The sequence below is a fragment of the Synechococcus sp. KORDI-49 genome, from assembly GCF_000737575.1.
Taxonomy (GTDB): domain Bacteria; phylum Cyanobacteriota; class Cyanobacteriia; order PCC-6307; family Cyanobiaceae; genus Parasynechococcus.
The window spans coordinates 8,821-35,461 of sequence record NZ_CP006270.1; the positions used below are offsets into that span (position 1 = coordinate 8,821).

Below are 26,641 nucleotides of genomic sequence, written 5' to 3' on the forward strand. Positions count from 1 at the left end.
GCAAATCGTTGCGATTGATTGATCGGCTGGCCGTGTGATGGTTTCCGGATTGGTTGTCAACCGGCCGCAGATTGCACGCATGACGGAATCAATAAAAAGCATGCTTCCAATTGTGAACAAAATATGGCGCCTCCTTTTTATTTTCTTCAGAAGTGTTGAGCATTTCGGTGCGTGAGGCTGTCGGTCTGCCTCGTTCTGATACCAGGGAGAATGACTGCGCTGCAGTGGTTCTGGAAGTTGCAATATTGCTGGCAAAATTGCACAGGAAAACTATGCTGAGGTGAGATTCGGGTTACCGACCTTCGGCCTTTGTCGGGGGTCCATGCCTGTCATGCCTCGGTTGTCATGAGTCGCGACTCCCACATCAAGCCATGGCTTCTGGGCTGGACGCAGCAGTTGCGTGGCTGGGCAGAGGATGGCTCGTTGCTGGCGGCGGCCCAGCAGGCACTGCTCCTGGAAGAGTCACCCCAGCAGCTTGTTGAGCTGCTGGATCAGTGGGGCGCGTCTGATTTTTCGGCGCTGCCGGCTATTGAAACGTTGTCCAGCCAGGACATCGCCGGGGCGCGTGGTGCCTATGTGGAAGACCTGTCTCGGATCTTCCTGAATCAGGAGTGGTTGGCGGAAGCGTCTGATCAGGCGATTGCCGCCGTTCTGACGGAAGAACTTGGTCATCATCTTGATGCCGTTCTCAACGACTTCGATACACCGGGTGATGAAGGTGAGCTGTTCTCCGCCATTCTTGGTGGTACTGCACACAATTTGTCCCGGTTGAGTCTTGAAGATGATCAGTTGATCATTACTGTTGATGGAATTGAGTTTGAAGCTGAAGCATCTGGTGAATCTGAGGGTGATCCCGATCCGTCGAGTGAATTTGAGGGTGATCCCGACCCGTCGAGTGAATCTGAGGGTGATCCCGACCCGTCGAGTGAATCTGAGGGTGATCCCGATCCGTCGAGTGAATCTGAGGGTGATACTGATCCGCCGGTCTTTACGAGTGGATCAACAGCAACGGCAATTGATGAGAACAGTGGAAGTGGACAAATTATTTACACAGCTGTAGCCACAGATGACTCTTCGATTCAATACAGCTTAAGACCTGGTGTTGGAGATGATGTCTCATTCTCGATTGATCCTTCTTCAGGAGAGGTCACTCTTCTTGATGATCCCGACTACGAAACGAAGCCGAGTTACAGCTTCACTGTGATCGCAACTGATGATTTCGGTAACGACTCTGATCAAGTTGTTGCATTGGCTGTTAATGATCTTGATGAGCTACCTCCAGACAAACCATCAACACCTGATCTGGCCCCTGATTCTGATACAGGAACATCAAATGACGACAACCTGACAAGCGACACCACTCCAACCTTCACGGGTACAGCAGAAGCGAGTAGCACTGTTGAGCTGTTTGCTGGATCCAGCTCATTAGGGACTACCACGGCAGATAGCAGTGGAAATTGGAGTTTTAAGGTTGATTCAAGTGATGCTTTCACCGATGGCAGTCATTCCATCACAGCGACAGCCACTGATGCCGCTGGAAATGTCTCCAGTGCGTCCGATGGTCTGACGATCACCATTGATACGGCATCTCCAGCGATCACCAGCGGATCCACAGCAACACCAATCAACGAGAACAGCGGTAGTGGCCAGGTTGTTTATACAGCAACAGCAACAGATGCATCCACTGTGAGTTTTGGGCTGCTGCAGGGCAATGGTTTAAAAGTGGAGCTTTATGAGGGTAAAAATTTCAATACACTCATGGCGACTAATTATGAATCGACGATTAATATTAATGATCAGTATGACAGAGATTACGGCGGCAATGGAGATACATTCTCCGTTCGCGCTACCGGACAGATTCAAGCCTATGCCCAGGGAAGCAATACCTGGAAAGTGAGGAGTGATGATGGTGTGCGTATCTGGATTGATGATGTTCAAGTGGTGAATAACTGGACTGATCATTCGCCGACTTGGAACACGTTCACAGTTAGCGGTCTTGAGCAAGATGCCTGGTACGACATTCGAATTGATTTTTATGAGAATGGCGGTGGAGCAGTTCTCGATCTCTATCACTCCAATGAGTCAACATTGGTGAGCGAACTCCGAAGTGATCAGGTCGGCACGTCTGACGGTTCATTCACGATCGACAGCGCTTCTGGTGCGGTGACCTTGAGTGATAATCCAGATTATGAGACGAAGAGTAGCTACACACTCACGTTGGTTGCGACGGATGCTGCCAACAACTCGACCCGTCAGGACGTTTCTCTTGCTATTAACGATGTTGCTGCGGCATCAACTCCGGATCTGATTGCTTCATCAGATTCTGGAACTTCGAATTCAGATAACATCACATCTGACAACACCCCCACTTTCACAGGGACTGCATCTGCCAACGACAGTATTGTTGTTTCATCGGGTGAGACATTACTTGGTAGCACTGTTGCTGATGGGACTGGAGCATGGGATTTCACTGTGTCCGACTCATCGCCTTTGGCCGATGGCTCTCATGCCATCACCGTCACAACGACTACGTCGGGCGGATCTCCGGTGACGAGCGATCCATCACCGGCCCTCAATCTCACTGTTGACACGGTGATCACAACACCGTCAACACCTGATCTGGATTCAAGTTCCGATACTGGAAAATCCAGCAGCGACAACATCACGAGTGACGCAACGCCCACGCTGATCGGCACTGCAGAAGCCGGTAGCACGGTTGAATTGTTCGATAGTGGCAATTCACTAGGAACAACGACTGCTGACGGAAGTGGTAACTGGAGTTTAACTGTTGATGCTTTGTCGGATGGGATCCATTCCATTACTGCGACATCATCGGATGCTGCTGGAAATCAGTCGTCTGAATCGGGCGCGTTGAGCATCACGGTTGATACATCTGCGCCTTCTCCGCCAACAACCCCAGATCTCGATGCAGCTTCAGACACGGGGTCCTCGAACACTGACAACATCACAAGCGATACCACTCCGACCTTCACAGGTACAGCAGAAGCCAACAGCACAGTTGAGGCATTTGCAGGAAATAGCTCCGTAGGGACGACGCAAGCTGATAGCAGTGGAAATTGGGTCTTTACACTTGATTCCGAAGCTTCTGATGGCACGTATTCGGTAACGGCGAAAGCGTTTGATGCCGCAGGGAACGCCGATGCGGCATCTCCCAATATGTCGATCACCATTGATACATTGGCACCGGCGGCTCCATCTACTCCTGCTCTAGCTTCTTCTTCTGACACAGGAAGTTCCAATAATGACAATGTGACCAGCGATACCACCCCAACCTTTACAGGCACAGCGGAAGCCAGCAGCAAGGTTGAACTGTTTAGAGGGATTGGTTCTTTAGGCACAACTACTACAGATAACAGTGGAAATTGGAGTTTAACGGTTGCATCTACTTATGCACTCTGGTATGGCAGTGATTCCATCACAGCGAAGGCGACCGATGCTGCTGGAAATATCTCGAATGCATCCTCTGCTTTAGATATTGATATTTTCCCATCGCTTGATTCTGCTGTCTATGATAATTCAACTGGAGTCCTAAAGGTTACTGCTAATGCGCTTGTTGGTAAACATGGTTCAACTAATGATATCGATGTGTCAAAGCTGACTATCACTGGTGAGGGTGGCAGCAGCTATACGTTGACATCAGCTGACGTTGAGGTGAGCTCCAGCACACAATTCAGTGTGACCTTGAATACGACGGACCAGCTGAATGTGGGTGGGTTGTTGAATAAGAACGGAACCAGCTCTGACGGCGGGTCGACGTACAACTTAGTTGCGGCGGATGATTGGGTGGCAGGTGCAGCAGCATCGGTTGATATCAGTGATACGAGCGGCAATGGGATCACAGTGTCGAATGTGAATACCGTTGTTGGTTGGAAGCAAATTGGTGACGATATCGATGGTGAAGCTGCTGGTGATATTTTTGGCCAATCTGTATCGATGTCGGCAGACGGTCGCACCCTTGCTGTTGGTGCGTCTAGCAATGATGGCGCCGGTAGCGATGCTGGTCATGTTCGGATCTTCCAGCTAAGCAATAGTGGGGATTGGCTTCAGATTGGTGCAGATATTGATGGCGAGGCCTCTACTGATAATTCTGGATATAGTGTTTCTCTATCTAGTGATGGATCGATCGTTGCCATTGGTGCTCCATCTGCTAGTGGCACCAATTCAGACTCGGGTCATGTGCGTCTCTATCAATTAGACAGTAGTGGGAACTGGGTGCAATTAGGTTCTGATATTGATGGTGAAGTGACTGAAGATTATTTTGGATGGTCTGTCTCGCTCTCTGCTGATGGTAAGACAGTAGCAATTGGTGCTGACAGTAGCGATGGTAATGGTTCTGAGTCTGGCCATGTTCGCGTTTATCGTTTAAACGGAAGTGGCAATTGGCTTCAGCTAGGCAGTGATCTGGAAGGTACTGCAGCAGGCATTTATTTTGGAACTTCGGTTTCTATCTCATCCGATGGAAGTATCGTCGCGATCGGTGCGCCATACAATGAGGCGAGCAATGGTAACGATGCAGGACATGTAAAGGTTTACCAGTTGAGTAGTGATGGAGATTGGTCTCAGCTAGGAAGTGATCTTGAAGGTGAGGCTGCTGATGATTTCTTTGGATATAGGGTGTCACTTGATAGTGTTGGAGACACTCTTGCTGTTGGTGCTTATGGCAATGATTCGAACGGCAGTAACGCTGGCCATGTACGCGTTTATAAGTTAGATGACGACAACAAATGGGTTCAGATTGGAAGGGATATTGATGGTGAGGCTGCTGGAGACGAATTTGGTAGTTCTGTCTCTCTTTCAGCTGACGGTACGATTTTAGCTGTTGGCGCTGAATTTAATGATGGTAATGCCAACGATGCAGGGCATGTTCGTGTTTATCAATTGGATGTTAATGGTAATTGGGCTCAGTATGGAAACGATATTGATGGTGTCGCCGCTGATGACAATTTTGGTTGGTCAGTCTCCCTCTCAGATAGTGGTAAAAGAGTTGCTATTGGTGCAGATGTTGATGACAGTGCAAGCAAACCTGGTCATGTGCGTGTTTATGAAATTGTCGATACACAGATTCGCCTTGAATCTGCTGCATACGATGCAGCTAATGGCACACTTACATTTACAGGTACCAATTTTGTCAACAAGGACGGTTCTACAAATGATATAGATGTATCGAAGCTCTCGATCACTGGTGAGGGTGGCAGCAGCTATAGCTTGACATCTTCTGATGTGGAGGTGAATTCAAGAACAGAATTCGGCGTATCGCTGAATGAAGCTGACAAATCGCGATTGTCTCAGCTCTTGAATAAGGATGGAAGACGTTCATTGGATGATACCCACTATCGCTTTACTGCTGCTGACGATTGGATGCCAGGTGCTGCTGATTCGATTGATATCAGTGACGCCGTCGGAAATGTAATCACAGTTTCGAATATTCCACCGTTGTTTACTTCGGCGGCTTCTGCTTCCGTCAACGAAAATATTGGCTCCAATCAAGTCGTTTACACCGCTACGGCTTCAGATTCTTCTGTTGTCACATTTTCGTTAAAGGCTGATACGGGTGATGTCGATCATTTCAACATCACGTCCTCCGGTAATGTCTCCTTGATCGATAATCCTGAGTATGATGATCAAAGGCAGTATTCGTTTACTGTTGTAGCGACTGATTCGCAAGGGAATAGCTCTGAGCACGCTGTAACCTTGGATATTCAGATTGTTTTGCCACCTGCTCAGAATGTGTCAGGAGAGGTCAGCGGAACTCAGAACACGGATTACTTCATTGGATCTTCATCGGCTGATTCGATTCATGGCTATGCCGGATCCGATTTGATTTATGGCCGTGAAGGAAACGACACTTTAGAAGGCGGATTAGGGCACGACACGCTGTATGGAGAGGAAGGGCGTGATCGTATCCGTGATTGGTATGGGGAGAACTTGTTGTATGGAGGAGATGGTGAGGATAATATTGGCGGTTCAGTAACAACCCTAGATGCTGGGGCTGGTGGTGATTACATTGCAGGTTTTATCACGGAAGATGGATTGATCGATGCCGGACCAGGCGATGATCAGATTTATGGTGAATATGCCTTAGGTGTCACAACGGTTGTTGGCGGACTGGGGAATGATTATTTCTATAATTGGGATAGTGATTGGAATGGTGACGGAGTAAGTGGTTATCATAATCCTCGGTCATCCGTGGTTTTCTATGGAGATCAACTTGGCAGCGAAACGAGTTCTGATGGTAACGATCTCTTCTACCCTGTTGGTAGATTTCTTTTTTCTGACCTGACTGTTTATGGCGGTGGTGGATCAGATACTCTGGGTACTGGAGGATACTCTGCATTAGCTGCAGATTCAATGTACTTAGATGGTGGTTCCGGAGATGATCGTGTTACCGGCAGCAATCGATATACCAATATTCGTTATCAACATACGCTAGATAGTTATCAGAATACAGGTGGCATGTCCAGTACTCCTGGCCAGTACACATTGAAAGGTGGCAGTGGAGATGACGATGTTCGATTTGAGAATCGATACTCGATCTACACGACAAACAGCAGCTACAACACTCAAAGTGACTATTTGCCGAACAGTTTTCAGCTGTTGCTAGATGGAGGTGATGGCAACGATACGTTGCTGCTTGACGGTTCTGCAGGAGTGCCAAGGGCATTGTTATCCGGTGGAGCCGGCAATGATGAATTGAAGATCATGGAGGAAGTGCGGGATGCCACGATGACGGGTGGGGCGGGAATTGATACGTTTGTGTTGACAGAGGCGAATGTTGAGAATGCAGAGTATTGGGATTCGTCGTATGGATTAACCAGTTCAACGTTGATCATCACAGATTTCGAGGTTGGAGAAGGTGGTGATGTTCTTGATATTGAAGCTTTGTTGACCTTAATTGAGGATCCTACCTATGACGGCGGCACACCATTTTTAAATTATCTGCGTTTCAGTCAGGATGGTAATGACTTAACGCTCTCGATTGACTTGGATGGATCAGGTGAAGCGAAGTCTTTCACGGAAGTTGTGAGACTTGAAAATGTGGCGTTATCGTCGTTCCAGGCAGAGAACTTATCTCCTGCTGTGGAACCAGATGGAACACCTCCGGTTGGCTTGTCTTTAGGAGATGCAGGAGTCACGGATTCCCAAACGTTACTTGGTGGTTTAGGACCAGACACCCTGTCTGGCGGATCGGGAAATGACCATCTTGTTGCTTATGGCAGTCAGGATCTACTCAAAGGTGGATCAGGAAACGACACTTTAGAAGGCGGATTAGGGCATGACACGCTGTATGGAGAGGAAGGGCGTGATCGTATCCGTGATTGGTATGGGGAGAACTTGTTGTATGGAGGAGATGGTGAGGATAATATTGGCGGTTCAGTAACAACCCTAGATGCTGGGGCTGGTGGTGATTACATTGCAGGTTTTATCACGGAAGATGGATTGATCGATGCCGGACCAGGCGATGATCAGATTTATGGTGAATATGCCTTAGGTGTCACAACGGTTGTTGGCGGACTGGGGAATGATTATTTCTATAATTGGGATAGTGATTGGAATGGTGACGGAGTAAGTGGTTATCATAATCCTCGGTCATCCGTGGTTTTCTATGGAGATCAACTTGGCAGCGAAACGAGTTCTGATGGTAACGATCTCTTCTACCCTGTTGGTAGATTTCTTTTTTCTGACCTGACTGTTTATGGCGGTGGTGGATCAGATACTCTGGGTACTGGAGGATACTCTGCATTAGCTGCAGATTCAATGTACTTAGATGGTGGTTCCGGAGATGATCGTGTTACCGGCAGCAATCGATATACCAATATTCGTTATCAACATACGCTAGATAGTTATCAGAATACAGGTGGCATGTCCAGTACTCCTGGCCAGTACACATTGAAAGGTGGCAGTGGAGATGACGATGTTCGATTTGAGAATCGATACTCGATCTACACGACAAACAGCAGCTACAACACTCAAAGTGACTATTTGCCGAACAGTTTTCAGCTGTTGCTAGATGGAGGTGATGGCAACGATACGTTGCTGCTTGACGGTTCTGCAGGAGTGCCAAGGGCATTGTTATCCGGTGGAGCCGGCAATGATGAATTGAAGATCATGGAGGAAGTGCGGGATGCCACGATGACGGGTGGGGCGGGAATTGATACGTTTGTGTTGACAGAGGCGAATGTTGAGAATGCAGAGTATTGGGATTCAACGTATGGATTAACCAGTTCAACGTTGATCATCACAGATTTCGAGGTTGGAGAAGGTGGTGATGTTTTGGATATAGGAGCTTTTGTCGATACCGACTATCTATCTGGGTATTCGTCAGGCAATCCATTCCATCCCGATAGCGGCTATTTGCGCTTCAGCCAGATTGGAAATTCAAACGATTCTCTTCTGGAAATCGATCGAGATGGAGCTTCCGGTAGTACGTACTCTTGGCTTCCTGTTATCGAACTTGTATCGGTCGATGTTGATACGATTTCTGCTTGGAACACGAGTTTGGGGCGTCGTGTTGTGGGTGACTCCCTTGCCTTCACCAGGCCGGAAATCGCTCTTGCCTATGACACTGGAGATAGCAATGCTGACAGGCTCACGAACAATTCCACCCTCAAGATCTACAATGCAAATCAAGGTGGTGAGTTGCAGATATCGCTGGATGAGGGTTCGAATTGGCAGGCATGGGATCCTGGCAATCAACCAGTTTTCGCGGATGGCTTTCATACCATTTATGCCCGTGAGATTTACAACGGCGTAACGTCTGATTCGGAAATCTATTCCTTCACGCTGAAAACGTCGAGTTCTCCGCCTACGGATTTATCACTTAACGCGCCCTCTGATACTGGATCCTCGAACGTCGATGGCATCACCAGCGACACAACGCCATCAATCACTGGTCGAGCTGATGCGGGCAACCAGGTCCAGGTTTATGTGGACTCGATTTCGCTCGGTTCTGTTATGGCTGACTCGTCCGGAAACTGGAGTTTTACGGTTGATTCAAGTGATTCTTTCACAGATGGTAGTCATACCTTTACGGCGAAGGCGACCGATGCTGCTGGAAATGTGTCCAATGCTTCAGCTGCGCTGACGATCACCACGGATACGTCGGCACCACCAGCACCATCGGTACCTGATCTAGCCGCAAATTCTGATACAGGAATATCCAATAGTGACAACCTGACAAGCGACACCACGCCTACGTTTACGGGCACAGCTGAAGCCGGCAGCACAGTTGAGCTGTTTGCTGGATCCAGTCCATTAGGGACTACTACGGCAGATAGCAATGGCAATTGGAGTTTTACGGTTGATTCAAGTGATGCTTTTTCTGATGGTAGTCGTGCCATTACAGCGACAGCGACAGATGTTGCGGGAAATGAGTCGGATGTTTCCCTTCTGGAGCTGAACGTTGATAGCACCGCTCCATCACTCACCATCAATCTTGATCCCAGTTCTGATACGGGTGTCTCGAATGGTGATCTGATCACCAGTGACACCACACCAATGCTTACAGGTACTACAGAACCTGATGCCTTGGTAGAGCTTTCCACAGAGACTCTGTCGCTTGGAAGCACGACGGCAGATGCCAGTGGCAATTGGATCTTTGTTGTTGATTCTCCTCTTGGAGAAGGTTCTCACCATATCAATGTATCGGCTACGGATGTAGCTGGAAATATCTCTGCAGCGGCTGCTGACAATATTTTTGTTCCAACAAGCATTTCAACCACAACAGACAACTGGTCCAAAGTATATTTCAATGGTGATTACTTGGGAAGCACCAATTCATGGGGAACGAAGTATGTCTTTGATAACTTCACTCTTCTTGATGGTGATAATGTTCTGGCGATTGAATCCTATGATTCCGGTGGTGTTGCTGCGATGACAGCTCAACTTGCAGATGCCTCCGGCAACACTGTTGGCACATCGCAAGTTGATGATTGGAAAGTCTTCATCGCCGATAATAATCCAAATGCTGGTGGTTACAACAGTAATTCTCTGATATTCCCTGAGGGTTGGAACACAGTTGAATATGATTCTTCAGATTCTGATCTGTGGAAGGTGCCACAGGATGTGAGTAGTTATACCAATCCCTGGGGTAACCGTAGTGGTGATCCAGTGTGGATTTGGTCTGGCGATGATAACTCTGATGCGAATAATCACGATGCCGTTCTTTTCCGTTATGAATTTTCAACGTCATCTAGCAGTCTCAACCTAACCATTGATTTACTTCCATTGATTTCAGGTCCATCCGGACTTGCAGGTGCTGCAACTTCCCAGACGTCGATCAATGAAAAGAACACCTTATTGGTTCATGGCATGGCTGCGAATGAGCCTGTTGTTTGGTCTTTGACGGGTGGTGAGGATCAAAGCCTATTTTCTATTGATACCTCAACAGGTGATCTCATGTTTATCAGTGCACCTGATTTCGAAGATCCTGAAGATCATGATGGTGACAATGTTTACGATGTTATTGTTGCTGCTACAGATTCAAATGGTAATTTGGCTTCCCAGCGATTAAGTATCAGTGTTTTAGATATTCCAGATGAAATATCCCCCGAGTTCTTGTCAGGGTACAGAGGCATACCTGTTCGTGCTAACAGTGCATCTGGTTTTAGCATCTATATCTCTGATGTTGTTGATGAATCACCTGTTACCTATCAACTTCTTCAGAGTTATGCCGATGACAGTTCCGAGTTCACGATTGACACTGATACAGGACATGTTGTTTTGGCCGGCATTCCAGATTTCCACTCAGCAAATACTTATACGTTTACAATCGTTGCCACTGATGTCTATGGAAACAGCTCTGAAAATCAGATTCATGGCTATCAGGTTGGCGAGAATAAGCTTCTCGTCGATGCTGATCTGAGTGGGTTTGATCTCTCGGATGTTGATTTCTCCCATTCGCAACTGTCAGGTGCTGATCTTTCAGGTTCTAATTTAAACCGTGCTGAGTTTAGAGATGTAGATCTCACAGATGTTGATTTTTCGCAAGCAGATCTTGCTGATGCAAGTTTTCAGGATTCTGATCTCACCAACTCGCCATCAATCGTTGCAGCTGATAATTTAAATAAAGCCCATTTTGAAGACGTTGATTTAAGTGATTTTGTCTTTTCTGAGCTTGATTTGTCGACGATTACTTTTGAGTCTTCAGATCTCTCAAATGTAGATTTTACGGGAGCTGATCTCTCAGCAGCAGTTTTCAAAAATTCTGATCTTACTAATGTCGAATTCAAAAAATCCGATCTCACCTCAGCAAGTTTCTCTGGTAACACAATAAGGAATATCGACTTTGCAAATGCAGATCTTACGGACACAGATTTTACAGACTCTGATCTATCGGCTGCCCCAACGATCACCTCGGCACTTAATTTAAACCTTGCCATATTGGATGGTGCTGATTTAAGTGGTCTTGATTTCTCCAATCTTGATCTAGCCGGCTTGGTTATTGATTCTTCTGATCTATCCAGGAGCGATTTTACGAATGCGGATCTTGCAGATGCGGTTTTCGCACACACTGACCTTTCAGTCACACCTTCAATTACAGCGGCACGTAATTTAGATCAAGTTGCGTTCCAGGGTGCTGATTTAAGCGGGCTTGATTTTTCTGGTCTCAATCTGTCAAATATTATTTTCTATGAAGTCGACCTTTCTCATGTTGATTTCACAAATTCTGATCTTACAGCTGCAGATTTGACTGGTGCGCTTAAGTCTGATTCTGGATCTAGAACATATTCCATTTTGGGTGATCTTACCTTCGGCAATCAGCTGCAGGTGATTCAAAATACGTTTGATCCTGACGGTTACACCACACGTGATGAATCCATCTATATTCAATGGCAATCTCGTCCTGATCAGACGGTTGATTGGGAGTCTTTGGTAAATGCCACTGGTGAAACATTTACCATCTCACATGATGTGGCTGCTCATCAGCTTCGTGCTTTGATCACCTATACAGATGGATTGTTATTCGAGCAGACTGTTGTTTCCAATGTTGTAACAGCACCATCTGACATCACGCCACCAGATGTTCCCAGCACACCTCAATTAAATGATGGCTCTGATACCGGTCGCTCCGATTCAGATCATGTCTCCAGTGACCGTACACCACTGCTGGAAGGTTTTGCTGAGGTTGGGTCTACGGTAGAAATCTTTGCTGATGGCTTATCGGTTGGTTCTGTTCTTTCGGATTCCAGTGGTGAATGGAGCTTTGAGCTTCCTACCACCCACGCATTGAATTCTGGTACCACTGCCATCACTGTTCAGGCAACAGATCAGGCCGGTAATTCCTCTGAAACATCACTTGAACTTGAGCTGACTATCGATAATGAAGCCCCCAAAATTATCCGTAGCACGAATACTTACTTTATTGATGAAAATAGTGGCGCCAATCAGTTGATTTACACCGCTGATTCGATTGATGATACCAGTACTCTTTACAGTATTCAGCAGGATTCCCTTGATTATGCAGGTGTTTTTTCGATTGATGCTGATAATGGGGAGCTTCGACTCAATCTCAATCCCGACTTTGAAGATCAGCCTTCTTTTTCTGTAACCGTTCTTGCGACAGATCTGGCTGGTAATAGTTCGGAAAAAACAATTAGCCTGATTGTTAACGATTTAGATGATCAGGCATCAGCTGCCCCGGATGCTCTCGACCTTACCAATCTTTTTGATTCGGGATTTTCTAATTTTGATAATTTAACCTCGATTACTTCGCCGCGAATTACTGGACATGCTGAGCCACTCTCATCCGTCGAAATCTTGGTTGATGGCCTCACAGTAGGCTCTACATCAGCCAATACCACTGGTGCTTGGTCATTTGTGATTCCTTCATCAGCCTCACTCTCAGATGGCGAACGTATCCTCTCTGCGGTCGCAACAGACGACAGTGGCAACCGATCGGAGCTGTCTGAAGACTTGATCATGATGATCGACACCACATCGCCCGTCTTCACGTCGATCAGTCACTTCGATGTCGTTGAAAATGTCGGGTCAGACCAAATTATCGCCACTGCTTCGGCGACCGACCATTCAGAGGTTTACTACTACCTCAAGCAGAGTCTCAATGATGATGCCAGTGAATTCTTAATTGATCCAATCCTTGGTGATATTCGTTTGACTCATAATCCTGATTTTGAAAGTCAAAACATGTATGAATTCACTGTTGTTGCGATTGATAATGCTGGTAATAGCGCTGATCTTGAGATTCAGCTCGATGTTCTCGATGTTGATGATACCCCTCCTCCAGTTCCGTCTGTCCCAGATTTGCTAGCTATCAGTGATACCGGCCCATCTGACGATGATGATTTAACATCGCTGACCACACCTACATTTACGGGTACGTCTGAAGAAGAAACGTTTGTAGAAGTGTTTGCTGATGGTATCAGCCTCGGTTATACCATTGCCGATTCAGATGGTCATTGGACATTTCGAGTTCCTTCCTCGTCAGCCCTCTCCGATGGTCATCACGCTATCACCGCCAGATCATCGTACGCAGCAGCTTATCCTTCCGATCATTCGGAGGCACTCCTTGTTGTTATTGATGCCTCGGCTCCATCATTCATCTCAGGCTCGGTTGCTAATTCCATTGCTGAACATACGGGTGCCAATCAACGTGTATACAATGCAATCACACCAGATGATTCGAATGTTACTTATGCATTAAAGTCAAATAATAATGATGATGCTGCACTCTTTTCTCTGAATCAAATGTCTGGTCAGGTTAGGTTGATATCTGATCCTGATTTTGATGTTCAATCAACTTATCAATTTACTGTTGTAGCAACTGACTTCGCAGGCAACAGTAGTGAGCAACCTGTCACGCTTGAGATTATCGATCCGGATGCTCCGGTTTTTATCCCTGCTTATGCCTGGACAGATCTATTTGGAAGTCAGACCTACGAAGCCGGACATGCCATTCATCTCGATAATGCTGGTTCTGCTTTGATTGCAGGTAACACTTATGTTGTTGAAGCGGAAACACAAGAACGGTCTTTTGATTACTTCATTGTTAAATATCTTGCTGATGGTACCCAGGATTGGTTTATAAGAGACGGTGATAATGGCAATGAGTTGGCCTACGGAATTACATCAGGTATTGTTAATGAAGTTTATATTACTGGTGTAACCGCTTCTGCTGAGCTTCATGGTGAGACCAATGCTGGCTATAAGGACTTCTTTTTATCGAAATATACGTCCGATGGTGTTCGTCTCTGGACTCGCCTTGGAGGATCCTTCGGCGAAGAGATTGCCTATGCCACAACAACAAGTTCAGATGGATTTGTTTATGTAGCAGGATCGACGACGAGCGACGGTGATGAACAACTGAATCAAGGTGGTAAGGATATTTTTGTCGCCAAATACAGTTCAGCTGGCGAACTGGTTTGGGTCAAATTATTTGGGACCGATCAAGATGATGTGGCTCTTGATATTGTTTCTGGTCAAAATTCAGATCTCTATCTCGCTGGTGTTACAAATGGCGATCTCAATGGTGAGCGCAATTTGGGTTCTTCGGATGGATTTGTTGCTCGTATAGATAGTGATGGATATCTCGACTGGGTCCGCATGATTGGTAGTCGTGGTGATGATCGTGCGACAACACTTGTGCCTGACGGTACAGGAAATATTTTCGTTGCAGGTAATATTGGCCCAGAGTTTGTTGATTCAGATCAGGATTCTGACGAATCAGGCTCAGATTTGTTTATTAGTTCTTTCACCATTGTTGGCGATCAGTCCTGGATACGTACGTTTGGATCAACGCAAGACGACTCCGCTTCATCTCTTACCTTGGCTGATAATGGCGATCTTTACCTTGCCGCAACCACTCAAGGTGAACTCAGTGGTGAATCAAACAATGGTTATACGGATATCACCCTCCATTCCTTCTCCAGCGATGGCACAAGTCTATGGAATTTTCAGACAGGATCCCCTCAAGCAGATTTTGTTGCAGATCTCGTGGCAACATCGAATGGACGTTTGATCCTCACTGGTTCGACGAACGGTGACTTTAATAACCAATCCAACCATGGTGTGCGTGACCTGCTTGTCCATAGTGTTTCGGTTGTAGATGCTCATCGCATTATTTCTCTAACTGACGACACAATCACGGAGAATTTCAACGTTAACTCTACGGCATCTCTTGTTAATTCTGTAGATCCGTTTGCTTCAGATAGTTATTTTAGTGCTGCTAACTTAATCACATATTCCTTGGTCTCTGGCCCCGGTGACGAAGATAATGAGGCTTTTAGCCTCGACGGTAACCAGCTTAAATTCTTGAATTCACCCGATTATGAGCTTCAGTCTCAGTATAACTTGCGAGTTCGCGTCGAGGAATCTTCGGGTGTTTATAGTGAACAATCATTGGTTTTGAATATTGTTGACCAGAATGAAGCACCTACAGGTATATCGCTTTCCACGACTAATTTTGATGAAGACACGAAGCTCCTGAAAAATATTGCCTTTCTTACTGCAGTTGATCAAGATTTCGTTGATGATCATTCTTTTGCTTTGGTTAGCGGTGAAGGAGATGATGACAATGATGCATTCGAAGTCTTTGGAAGTCAGCTGCGCTTAAAGGCCTCTGTTGATTATGAAGAGCAGAACTCCTATTCGATCCGTATGTCCGTGACCGATCTGGATGGCCTTTCCTCTGATCACTCCATCACCCTTGCGGTGAATGACGTCAATGAGACTCCAACAGATATTCAGCTGTCTGAAACGATATTTGATGATACAACTCCCTTAAGCTCTGTAATTGCTGAGCTTTCGACGACTGACCAGGATGAGGATGATCGCTTCCGTTATCAGCTCACGTCTGGTGTAGGCTCCGATGATAATCTGGTATTCAGAATTTCTGGTAATAAATTAAGACTCAAGAAATCACTTCGTGAGAAACAAGATTCCTATCATGTTCGTGTACGTAGTACTGATAAGTATGGTAAGTCTGTTGAAAAAACTTTTGAGCTTGCTCTTAGTCAATCACCAGAAGAGATTCTACTCTCTTCTCTCTCATTTGATGAGAATTTAGTTGAGTACAGTGCAGTTGCGACACTTTCTACGCTGGATGCCAATCAGGATGACTCACATTCATATCAACTTGTCTCTGGTGTTGGTGATGTTGACAATCAATCTTTTGAGATTTCCGGAGATCGTTTATTGATCAACCATCTTGCTGATTATGAGATCAAGGATTCCTATACGATTCGCCTTCAAACCACTGATCTCCGCGGATTAATACACCAGCAGGTAGTTACTCTCTCAGTTAATGACCTGGAGGAGTCTACGGTCATTCAGTCAACCCTTAGTTCAATTTCTGAAAATGTAGAGGATGGAGCTGTTGTCTCATTTGTCTCTGCAAGCAACCCAGATCCAGAGCTTAAGTACTCCATTACTCTTGCGAATGGAACTGGTGATGACGACAATGACAAATTTAAGATCAGCAATGGCCTTTTGCGTATTCTTACCTCACCCAATTACGAAGAGCAGTCAGAATATTCGCTCCGTTTTCGTTCAGCTGATCAAAATGGCCAACTTTCTGAGCATGTACTGGTTTTCCCAGTAATTGATGTTAACGAGCCGCCCATAAATATTTTGACCTCATCTTCAAGTATCAATTTGAATTCTCTTGTCGGTGATCCTATTGCATCCTTCTCATCTGTCGATCCTGACATCACTGATTCTTTTGAATACAGTTTTGTTTCTGGTGCTGGCTCTACTCATAATGCTTTCTTTTCTATTCAGAATGATCAGCTGATTCTTCGTCAATCACTCGCTTCTTATGACGACATACCTGAATATTCAATACGTCTACAATCCATTGATGCAGCTGGTGGCTTCGTCTACAAAACCTTTACTTTCCCTGTTAACCATTTCCCAACCGATATTCTTTTGTCCGAAGATTCCTTTAGTGAGTCTATTCCCGGCCAAACTCCCATAGGATCTTTGGTGGCTCTAGATTCAGATCACTGGGATTCACATGTATTCACCCTTGTTGAAGGCGATGGTGATTCCGATAACCACCATTTCGAGATAGTTGATGATCAGATTGTCATCAATCACTCCCCTGATTTTGAAGAGCAATCTCAATATACCGTCCGTATTTCTGCGACAGATTCTAATGGCTTGTCCGTGGACAAGATCTTTGTTTTGAATGTGATGAACGAGTTGGAGGACTCTGTGTTGCTGTCCTCAACTGCCATCTTTAATCTTCCAGAGGACGTCGATGATTCTCTTCTAGAGTTCTCCATTAGTGATCTCTTGGTTGATCAACCACAGACCTTTGAATTGGTTGAAGGGGAAGGCGACGATGATAATGCTCTCTTCATTCTTGATGGCTCCCATCTAAAATTTGCGCCTTTAAGCCTTCCTGACTCTTCCAGTGATGATATCAGTGATTACGATGCCTATGCTCACTCATTAATCCCGCTGGGAGTTGGTTTCGAGGCTAGTGATATTGAAACGATTGTCCGCGATGATGATCATGTCTTTTATATTGTATCCGACGATCCGCAGCCCGAGTCTCTGCTGCGCCTTGATTCCTCTGGTATTCAAACCTACATTCCACTTCCCTCTGATATCAAAGCAGAAGGCATTTTCTTTAATCCGTTAACACAATCACTTTTTATTCTTGATGAGGGTAGTTTCTCCTCCGACGTACCTTCCAAGTTATTTGAATTTGCCGTTAATGAAGATGGTGATGTCATTCTAATTAATGGTCAGGCTCAGCTTCTGAGCGTACAGGATTTACCCTTTGGACAGCAGATTCAAACTGAGCATGGCTATGAGTCTGTTGTACTTTCTCGCGATTATCAATCTATTTATTTAGCAGAAGAAGACCCTGGTTATATTCATCAGTACGACTTTAGTGACGGCACGCTTGGAGAACTGATTAGAGTCATTGATAGCGGTGTTAATGACCTTTCCGGTCTCCTATCGATTGAGTTACCTGATGGCTCACCCGCTCTCCTTGCTTTGCATGGTAAGGATTCTGAACCTGACGGTTTCAGACTGGGTGGTGGGCAAGCTTTTCTGCAGTTAATTGATGTTCAATCTGGGTTGCGGATCACTGATCAGATTGTGGTTGGTGATTTCAATAATCTTGAAGGTCTGACTCCCAATCCTCAGCCTGATGCCAGAAGCCCCTTTGATCTCTTCTTGGTGAACGATGAGGGTTCTGATGATGATGGCTGGTTGATGGGTTTACGTTTACCAGGTTTAAATGGGCTACAGGCCCATCAATTCCGGGCGCGCCCAGGCGGATCTATTGATAATTCATTCACGATTAACCCTAATCATATTCTGCTGGATGCTCATACATCTTTAAATCTTGGTTCTGGCTTTGAGGCCAGCGATATTGTTGCTGTTCCCACTGAGTATGGGGATTTCCTCTATGTGATTTCTGATGATCCTCAGCCTGAATATCTCTTACAAATATCCCCAACCTTCGAGCTTAAATACTATTCGTTGACAGATGATCTTCATGATCCTGAAGCTCTTCTCTATCATCCCGGCCGACAGTCACTTATTGTTCTTGATGAGGGCAATTTTAATGCTGGTGAGGCCCCTCGTTTATTTGAGTTTGCTCTCGACCGTCTTGGTAACCCGATAGATCATGACGGTGATGTTTTGCTTCTCAACACACAATCTTTACCATTCAATAGCTGGCTTGATTCTGAAAACGGTTATGAGTCACTTTCTATGTCTCCTGACCGTTCACGGCTTTATGTTGGAGAAGAGGACAGTGGTGAGATACACATTTTTGACTTTTTCAATGGTGTTGCAGGATCGTTGATTCGTACCCTCGAAACAGGTGTTAACGACCTCAGCGGCCTTACCACTCTGGCCTATGGGAATAACGACTTTGTGCTTGCCTCCCTCCATGGTCGGAGTGCATATGTCGATGGTGTGCGTCTTGGCGACGGCAGGTCGTATTTGCAAATTTTGGATCCTTTTACTGGCCAAAGGATTGCTGAGCAGTTCGTTGTAGGTGATTTCCGTACATTAGAGGGTCTTGTTATCAATGAAGACCGTTCAGATGTCAAGTCTTTTGATCTTTATTTTGTACACGATGGTGGTTCCTCTGATGACGGCTTACTGATTGGTGCTGATGGTCATGATCCTTATGTCTCCTTGTTTGATCCTTTCTCGACTGAGCGAGACTCTTTCTCTGTTCGATTGAAAGGTGCTATTGATGGCAATGAAATCACGAATAAGTTTGACTTCACGTTGAATCATCCGCCTACGGATATCTTTGTTAGCCATGTTGGTTTCTCTGATGTCACACCCTCGAACACACCTGTTGCATCCTTCACATTTTTAGATCCTAATCGTAACGATGAGATCGTTTTTGAACTTGTTTCCGATTCATTGACTACTGGAAATGATTATTCTTTCGCTGAAGTTGATTTACTCCATAATCATCTCTTCAGCCTTGATGGCAATGTGTTAACTCTGTTAGATAACCCGTCGACCACTGGCCTGGATGAGTATTTCGTTCGCGTTAAGGCGACTGACCAAGGTGGTCTCTCAATCACCCGAGACTTTACGTTTGACGTTATCCCCTCGCCAGGTAACCTGTTTATTTCCAATGACACGATTCGGGAAAGTGCTTTAGATCAAACCTTCGTAGCAATCATTTTAACTGACTCAGTTCGAACTGGAGACACTGTCGACTACTCCTTGGTCGCTGGAGTTGGATCAGAAGATAATCATCTCTTTGTAATTAATGGTAACCAGTTAATTCTGAATTCTCCGGTTGATTTCGAAAGTCAGTCGTCCTATAGCGTTCGGATCCAATCTGCCTTTTCTGATGGTGTTGTTCTTGAGCAATACTTTGATGTGGCTGTTGAAGATGTTAATGAGAAGCCTGGAGCCATTGTTTCTTCTGTCCTGTCAATGGATGAGGGTATTGACCCAGGCACGGTAGTGGCTCAACTCACGTCTACCGATCCTGATCTGGATGACGAAGTTCATCTGAGTCTACCGTTCTTCCGCTCGCGCTCTAACGATAATTCCCTATTTTCTATTGTAGAAAATCAGTTGATCATCAATACTGTTCCTGACTTTGAGAGCCAAGAACAATATGAGCTTCTCGTCAGGGCTACCGATCCTTCTGGATTGTTCGTTGATCAGACTGTTGTTCTGACAGTGAATGATGTCAATGAGCCACCCTCAGACATTATTGTTACGGCATTTGATTTTGATGAGGGGTTGTCTTCTGGTTCCACAGTGGCACATCTTTCTAGTGACGATCCTGATCTTTCAGACTCCATCACTTTCAGCCTGATCTCCGACTCGGATCAGGATCAGATGAACTTCAATATTGATGATGACCGTCTGAATATATTATTCTCACCCGATTTTGAGACTCAGTCCGCTTATCAGGTTCTTCTACGAGCTACTGACCAACAGGGGTTATCTGTCGACTCTTTGATTAATCTTGAGGTTAATGATATTAATGAGCCTCCTTCTTCCCTTATCAGTTCTTCGACTGAGATTGCTTATGATGCCGAATCACAGTCAACAGTAGCAGTTCTTTCTGCTATTGATCCCGACCAAGACAGTATTTTTAAGTATCGATTTTCACCCGATTCTAGCTCTTCAGATGTTGACTATTTCCGTTTACAAGGCGACAAATTAATTCTGACAGTTGATGCTGCTTTTCTTTCTCAATCAGAGTTTGTACTCCCTATACAGGTCAGTGACCAAGACGGCTTGGTTCATAACCAAGACCTTGTTCTTGCCCTTCAATCAGCCCCTACCTATCTAGACATTTCAGACAATACCATTTCAGAGGCTGCCCAAGTCAATACCTCCATTGCGTCTCTTTCCCTCGTTGGGCCTGAGTCTTATCGTGATGTGACGTTCAGTCTGTTGGACGTTGATGATCAGGCCGATACACCTTTGTTTGCAATTGAGGGCTCTTCTCTTCTGTTGCTTGAGTCTTTGGACTTTGAGGCCGCAGCGACCCATTCCTTGACAATCTTAGCTGAAGATAGTGATGGCTTTGCCTTGGAGACAACATTCAACCTGGATGTTCTGAATAGTAATGAGACACCAACTAATTTTATTGCCTCCTCTTCTGTCTTCCCCGAGGATCTTCCTAGTCGTTCGATTGTTGCTACTTTCTCTTCTTCAGATCCCGATCAGGATGATAACCTTTCTTATTCATTGTTGTACGGAGCTGAAGGCACTGATAATGACTACTTCTATGTTGTTGGTAACCAATTGAGATCTCGCCGCTCATTTGATTTTGAGGAGCAGTCTACTTATGTGATTCGTGCACAAGTAACCGATCGTGGTGGCCTTTCCTTGGTTGAAGATTTCTTATTTACTGTCTCTGATGTGAATGATGCTCCATATGCCATATCAATCACACCAACCGAATTCCCTGAATCCCAGCCTGCATCTACTCCGATTGCATTGATTGGAGCATTGGATCATGACGATGGCGACCAATTTAGCTTTTCTTTTGCCCAGGGTTTTGGCGATAAGGACAATGACTTGTTCTCGATTAACGACAATCAACTGATTGTTGATGTTGATGCTGATTTTGAGTTGAAGGATAGCTATCGTCTTCGTCTGCAGGTTACCGATTCTGGTGGTCTGACATTTGAGGATCACTTTACACTTTCAGTAACTGACTCAAATGATCCTCCCTATGCGATTAAAGCTTCTTCTTCTGTTATTTCCAGGGATATGAATGCAGGAGACTCTATTGCCTGGTTACATGTTTTGGATCCTGATAACGTGGATCAGTTTACATTTTCGTTCGCAGTTGGTGATGGTGATACAGACAATGATAAATTTGAAATATTTGATAACCAGTTGGTTCTGGCGACTAATCCAGCCTTTGCCGATCAAACACAATACTCAGTTCTGCTTCGTGTTACCGACCTTGCTGGTTCGTTCCATGAGGAGAATGTTGTCTTTACTTTGCCGAACTCTATTCTTAGCACAACAGTTGGATTCAATGAGTCGACAACGGTTGGATCTACAGTTGCGGAGCTTTCCATTACTGGCTTAGATGATTCTACGGGAGTTGAATTTTCCTTACTAAATCCACTCAATAGTATTTTCTCCATCAGTGGTAATCGATTGATTCTTGACACTGAGGTTGATTTTGAGGATGTTGCTATCCATCGCGTAACCGTTATCGCCAAATTGGATACCGGTGAGGTTGTGCAGAAGCAGTTCGCTTACAATGTGTTCGATCAGAATGATGCCCCCTATCATCTTGAATCTTCCACTACGGTTGTGGAAGAGAACGCCAAACAAGGTTCTTTTGTCGCATCCCTCAGTGGTTTTGATCAGGATACTGCTGATAACCTCAGTTTCGCCTTGAATTCAGTTGAATCGAACGGCATATTCTATGAGGGTTTATTCGTACTTGATGGTAACCAAATCCTTCTAGCTTCTGATGCTGTTGATTTTGAGCATGATGTTTACAACCTTACTCTGCAGGTAACCGATCAATTCGGCCTGGCTCATGAGCGTGAATTCGCTTTCTCCTTGGTTCCCACGATTACGTTGAGCAATGATCTGCTGTCGGAAGGTTTGACGCCATTCAGCAGTGTTGCAACGATTTCCTCCAGCTCCGATGGCCTTGTCCTGAGTGAGCTTGCTTTTGTTTCCGGGGCTGGATCTTCTGACAATCATCGATTCACCATCGATCAGGATCAGCTCCGGATTAATTTCTTTCCTGATCATGAGCTCCAAGCTACGTATAACATCCGCCTTAAGGGATTTGGTTCCAACGGTCAGATGCTTGAACGTGCATTTGAGCTGTCTGTTCCCAATCTGAATGAGGCACCATTCGATTTGTCCATAGAACCATTTGCTTTAACTGAGAATAATGAACCAATGTCTTTGGTTGCATTATTAAACGCCGATGATTTTGATATCGACGATTCTCTTACCTTCTCCCTGGTTGCTGGTGAAGGCGATGCTGATAATCATTTGTTTGTTGTTGATGATGATCAACTACTGATGATTGGTAGTTCGGATTTTGAAAGCCAATCCAGTTTCAGCGTTCGATTGCAAGCTGCAGATCGCGATGGTTTATTTGTTGTTGATTCTTTCGAGCTTAATGTTGAGGATATTAATGATTCTCCGTCTTCGATTACTGCATCAACCTTGTTCATCAACGCAGATGCCCCTGCGCGTTCGACCGTTGCCGATATTACAACGAACGATCAAGATGCCAATGACCGACATGTTCTAACTCTCATTGATGGTTCCATGGATAACTATCTCTTCTCTTTGTCTGGTCGTCGTTTGAAATTAATGCCAAATGTAGATATATCCGATCAGGATTCATATTCAGTTCACCTTCGATCTTCTGATCGTTCTGGGGAATCGGTTGATCAGATTCTCGACTTTGTTGTGAATCATGCGCCAACAGATATCCTCGCTTCTAAACTTGAGCTTCTCGAGAATCTTCAAGTCGGTGAATTCGTACTGTCATTGGCAACTCTTGATTCTGACCTTGATGATCAGTTTGTTTATTCATTCGCCCCTGGGCTTGGTGCAAGAGATAATGATATGTTTACCCTTGAAGGAAGTGATCTGCTGACGCTAGTTCCGGCTGACTTTGAGGAAGACAATATTCTTCAGATAAGAGTTCGTGCCACTGATCAGAATGGCCTTTCTGTTGTTAAGCGCTTTGAACTTTCAGTGCAAGATGTTGTGGAGGTACCGATTGTAATCAATGATCCTCCTTATCTGATCAGTTCCTCCGGCTCTGTAATTCCCAGATCAACGAATGTTGGTGATCTTGTTGCCTGGTTGCACGTTCTTGATCCTGATCAGGATGACTCCGTTAGTATCGAATTGGTTAAAGGTGTGGGTGATTCCGATAACAATCTCTTCACGATATCCGGCACCAAACTCCTGCTTTCGGCGCCTGTTGACTCTCTTGATCGTTCTTCTTTATCGATTCGTCTGCGGGCTACAGACTCTAACGGCGCGGCCTTTGAGCAGAATCTTACTTTCCAGTTGCCATCAACGATTCTTGCCTCGTCAGAGCAATTTTCTGAAGCCCTACCGATTGGGGCATCTGTGGCTGAGTTATCGATTTCTAGTGGCGAATCGTTATCTGATATTACCTTCGACATTGCCTCATCCTCTAGTTCTTCTTTTGCAGTTCATGGCAATCGTCTGGTTTTGCTTGAGTCGCTTGACTTTGAGACGCAGCAACTTCACCGCGTTAAACTTACAGCAGAAGATTCATCAGGTTTCCTTGTTGAACGCGAATTTGAATTTTCTGTTTCAGATAGCAATGATCCGCCCTCTTCCATTTTAGTTTCAACATCTGATATCCCGCAGGATGCCCTTGCCGATCAGCTTGTTGCATCTCTCACAGGCTTTGATCAAGATACCAACGATTCTCTTTCGTTCTCCCTGCTTTCAGTGACTGCTGGTGGCGAACCTGTTGATGGCGTCTTTACTTTGGTTGAGGATCGTCTTTTCCTGGATACTGATGCACGCACTCTGATTGACTCTTCGTATAATTTGTCTGTTGAGGCGATTGATTCCTCTGGAGCTAGTTTTGTACAAGATATTTCGCTTTCAGTCGTTCCAACGGTTTCTCTTTCGTCGACTCAAATTTCGGAAGGATTGTATCCCCTAAGTTCTATCGCCACTCTTTCTACAACCAATGATGTTACTGGCGATGTTTCTTATTCATTGGTTTCTGGCGATGGGTCGAATGACAATCAATTGTTCTTGGTATCCGATGATCAATTGTTGATTAATTTTTACTCCGACCATGAGAAGAGGACTGACTATTCAGTACGTCTCCAGTCTCTCGATTCTTCCGGCACTAAGCTTGAGCGTTCATTTGATCTCTTTGTTCCTGATATCAACGAAGCTCCCTTTGATCTGTCTATCTCAGTTGACACAATCGATGAAAATGTTCCTGCTAAGGCAAGCGTTGCGGTCATCGATGCCCAGGATCCTGATTTTAGCGATTCCCTTTCCTTCTCCTTGATTTCTGGTGAAGGTGATGATGACAATCACTTGTTCAATGTTTCAGGCGATCAACTACTTGTAAAGCAGAGTCCTGACTTTGAATCCCAGTCATCCTTTAATATTCGCTTGCGTGCTGCTGATCGTCGTCTTTCAAGTGTCGAGAAATCGTTTGAACTTTCCGTTGTTGATCTCAACGACGCACCGCATACAATCACTTCTTCTACGCAATTCCTCAGCAGCACTGCGGAATCCAGATCCACTGTTGCTGAATTTTCGACTTTGGATGATGATCTTCGTGATTTCCATCGCTACTCTCTACCTGATGGTGTTCTCGATAATGATTCCTTCTTCCTCCTCGGCGATAAGTTAAAGCTGCAGCCTTCTGTTGATCTTGCTGAACAGTCCTCTTATACAGTCAGTGTCATTTCCTCTGATTTCGATGGGGCATCTGTTCAGCAGGATATCGAATTTGCCTTGAATCATCCGCCGGAGTCTATTTCCATGAGTGCTTCTGCGTTCAAGGAGAATCTTCCTGCTGGAACTCCTATATTAACCTTCTCGACTTCGGATCCCGATGTAGATGACCTGTTTACTTATACCTTAGATGATGGCTTTGGTGCGCAGGATAATGATCTGTTTGCAATTTCCGGGGATTCCTTGATCAGCAGTGCTCCTATTGATTTTGAAACTGATTCCAGTTTGAATCTCAGAATTCGTTCGACTGACCAGTATGGTCATTCTATTGTTGAACGATTTGAGCTTGGTGTCACCGATATTGATGAGCCTCCGTCGGTACCAGTGCTCACAACGTCTTCTGTGGATGAGAATGTTCCCCCTGGTTCAGTCGTGGGTACTATTCGCTCTTCCGATCCAGAAAATCTTGCTGGTGTTTCCTTAGAAATTTTGATGCCTCGGCTTGCTGTAGCCGATGCTGATGCCGATGCCGTTGCCGATAATGTCGTTGATGCCTCTCTCTTCTCCCTCTCGGGTGATCAGCTTCTACTTGATATCTCACCCGATTTTGAAGCTCAATCATCTTATTCTTTTGTTGTTCGAGCTACCGATGCCAGCGGTTTGATCTCTGAAGGTGAGATTGTGGTCCATATCAACGATCTGCTTGAGCCGATCACATCCTTGCAATCGATTGTTCTGCCAGATTCTCTTGATACTCTTTATCTCACTGGCGAGGATCCTGTGAATGGGTTTGGTAATGCTGCTGATAATCGCTTGATCGGAACCAGCTCTGACAATGTACTTGCTGGTAGAGGTGGCTCTGATGTTCTGACAGGGCTTCCAGGCGTTGATACTTTTCTGTATGAGCGTTACACCGATTCACGTCTTTCTGCCTATGACGTGATTACAGACTTTGATATGTCAGTTGACCGTATTGATGCTCCTTACCCTGTTTCTTCCGATCAAATCTTTGTTACTGGCATTGCTCCTGGCCTTGATTCTGATTCCTTGCGAGAGCATCTTGATTCAGCCCGCTTCCCGTCGGGCAGTGCTGCTTTCTTCACAGTTATCGATGGCTATGTCGGCATGCGAACCTTACTCGCCTTGAACAACAGCGTTCCTGGCTTCTCCTCTGACACCGATGCGATCATCGATGTCACTGGTTATGTCGGAGAGTTGTCTGATCTACTTGTTATTTAGGTGT

General features: G+C 45.4%; 1 protein-coding gene. It reads left to right on the forward strand.

What is annotated here, in order from left to right:
* Positions 1 to 345: 345 nt before the first annotated feature.
* Positions 346 to 26,637, forward strand: a complete 26,292-nt coding sequence (locus KR49_RS13635; RefSeq protein ID WP_156957048.1) for an Ig-like domain-containing protein — start codon at positions 346 to 348, stop codon at positions 26,635 to 26,637.
* Positions 26,638 to 26,641: the final 4 nt, after the last annotated feature.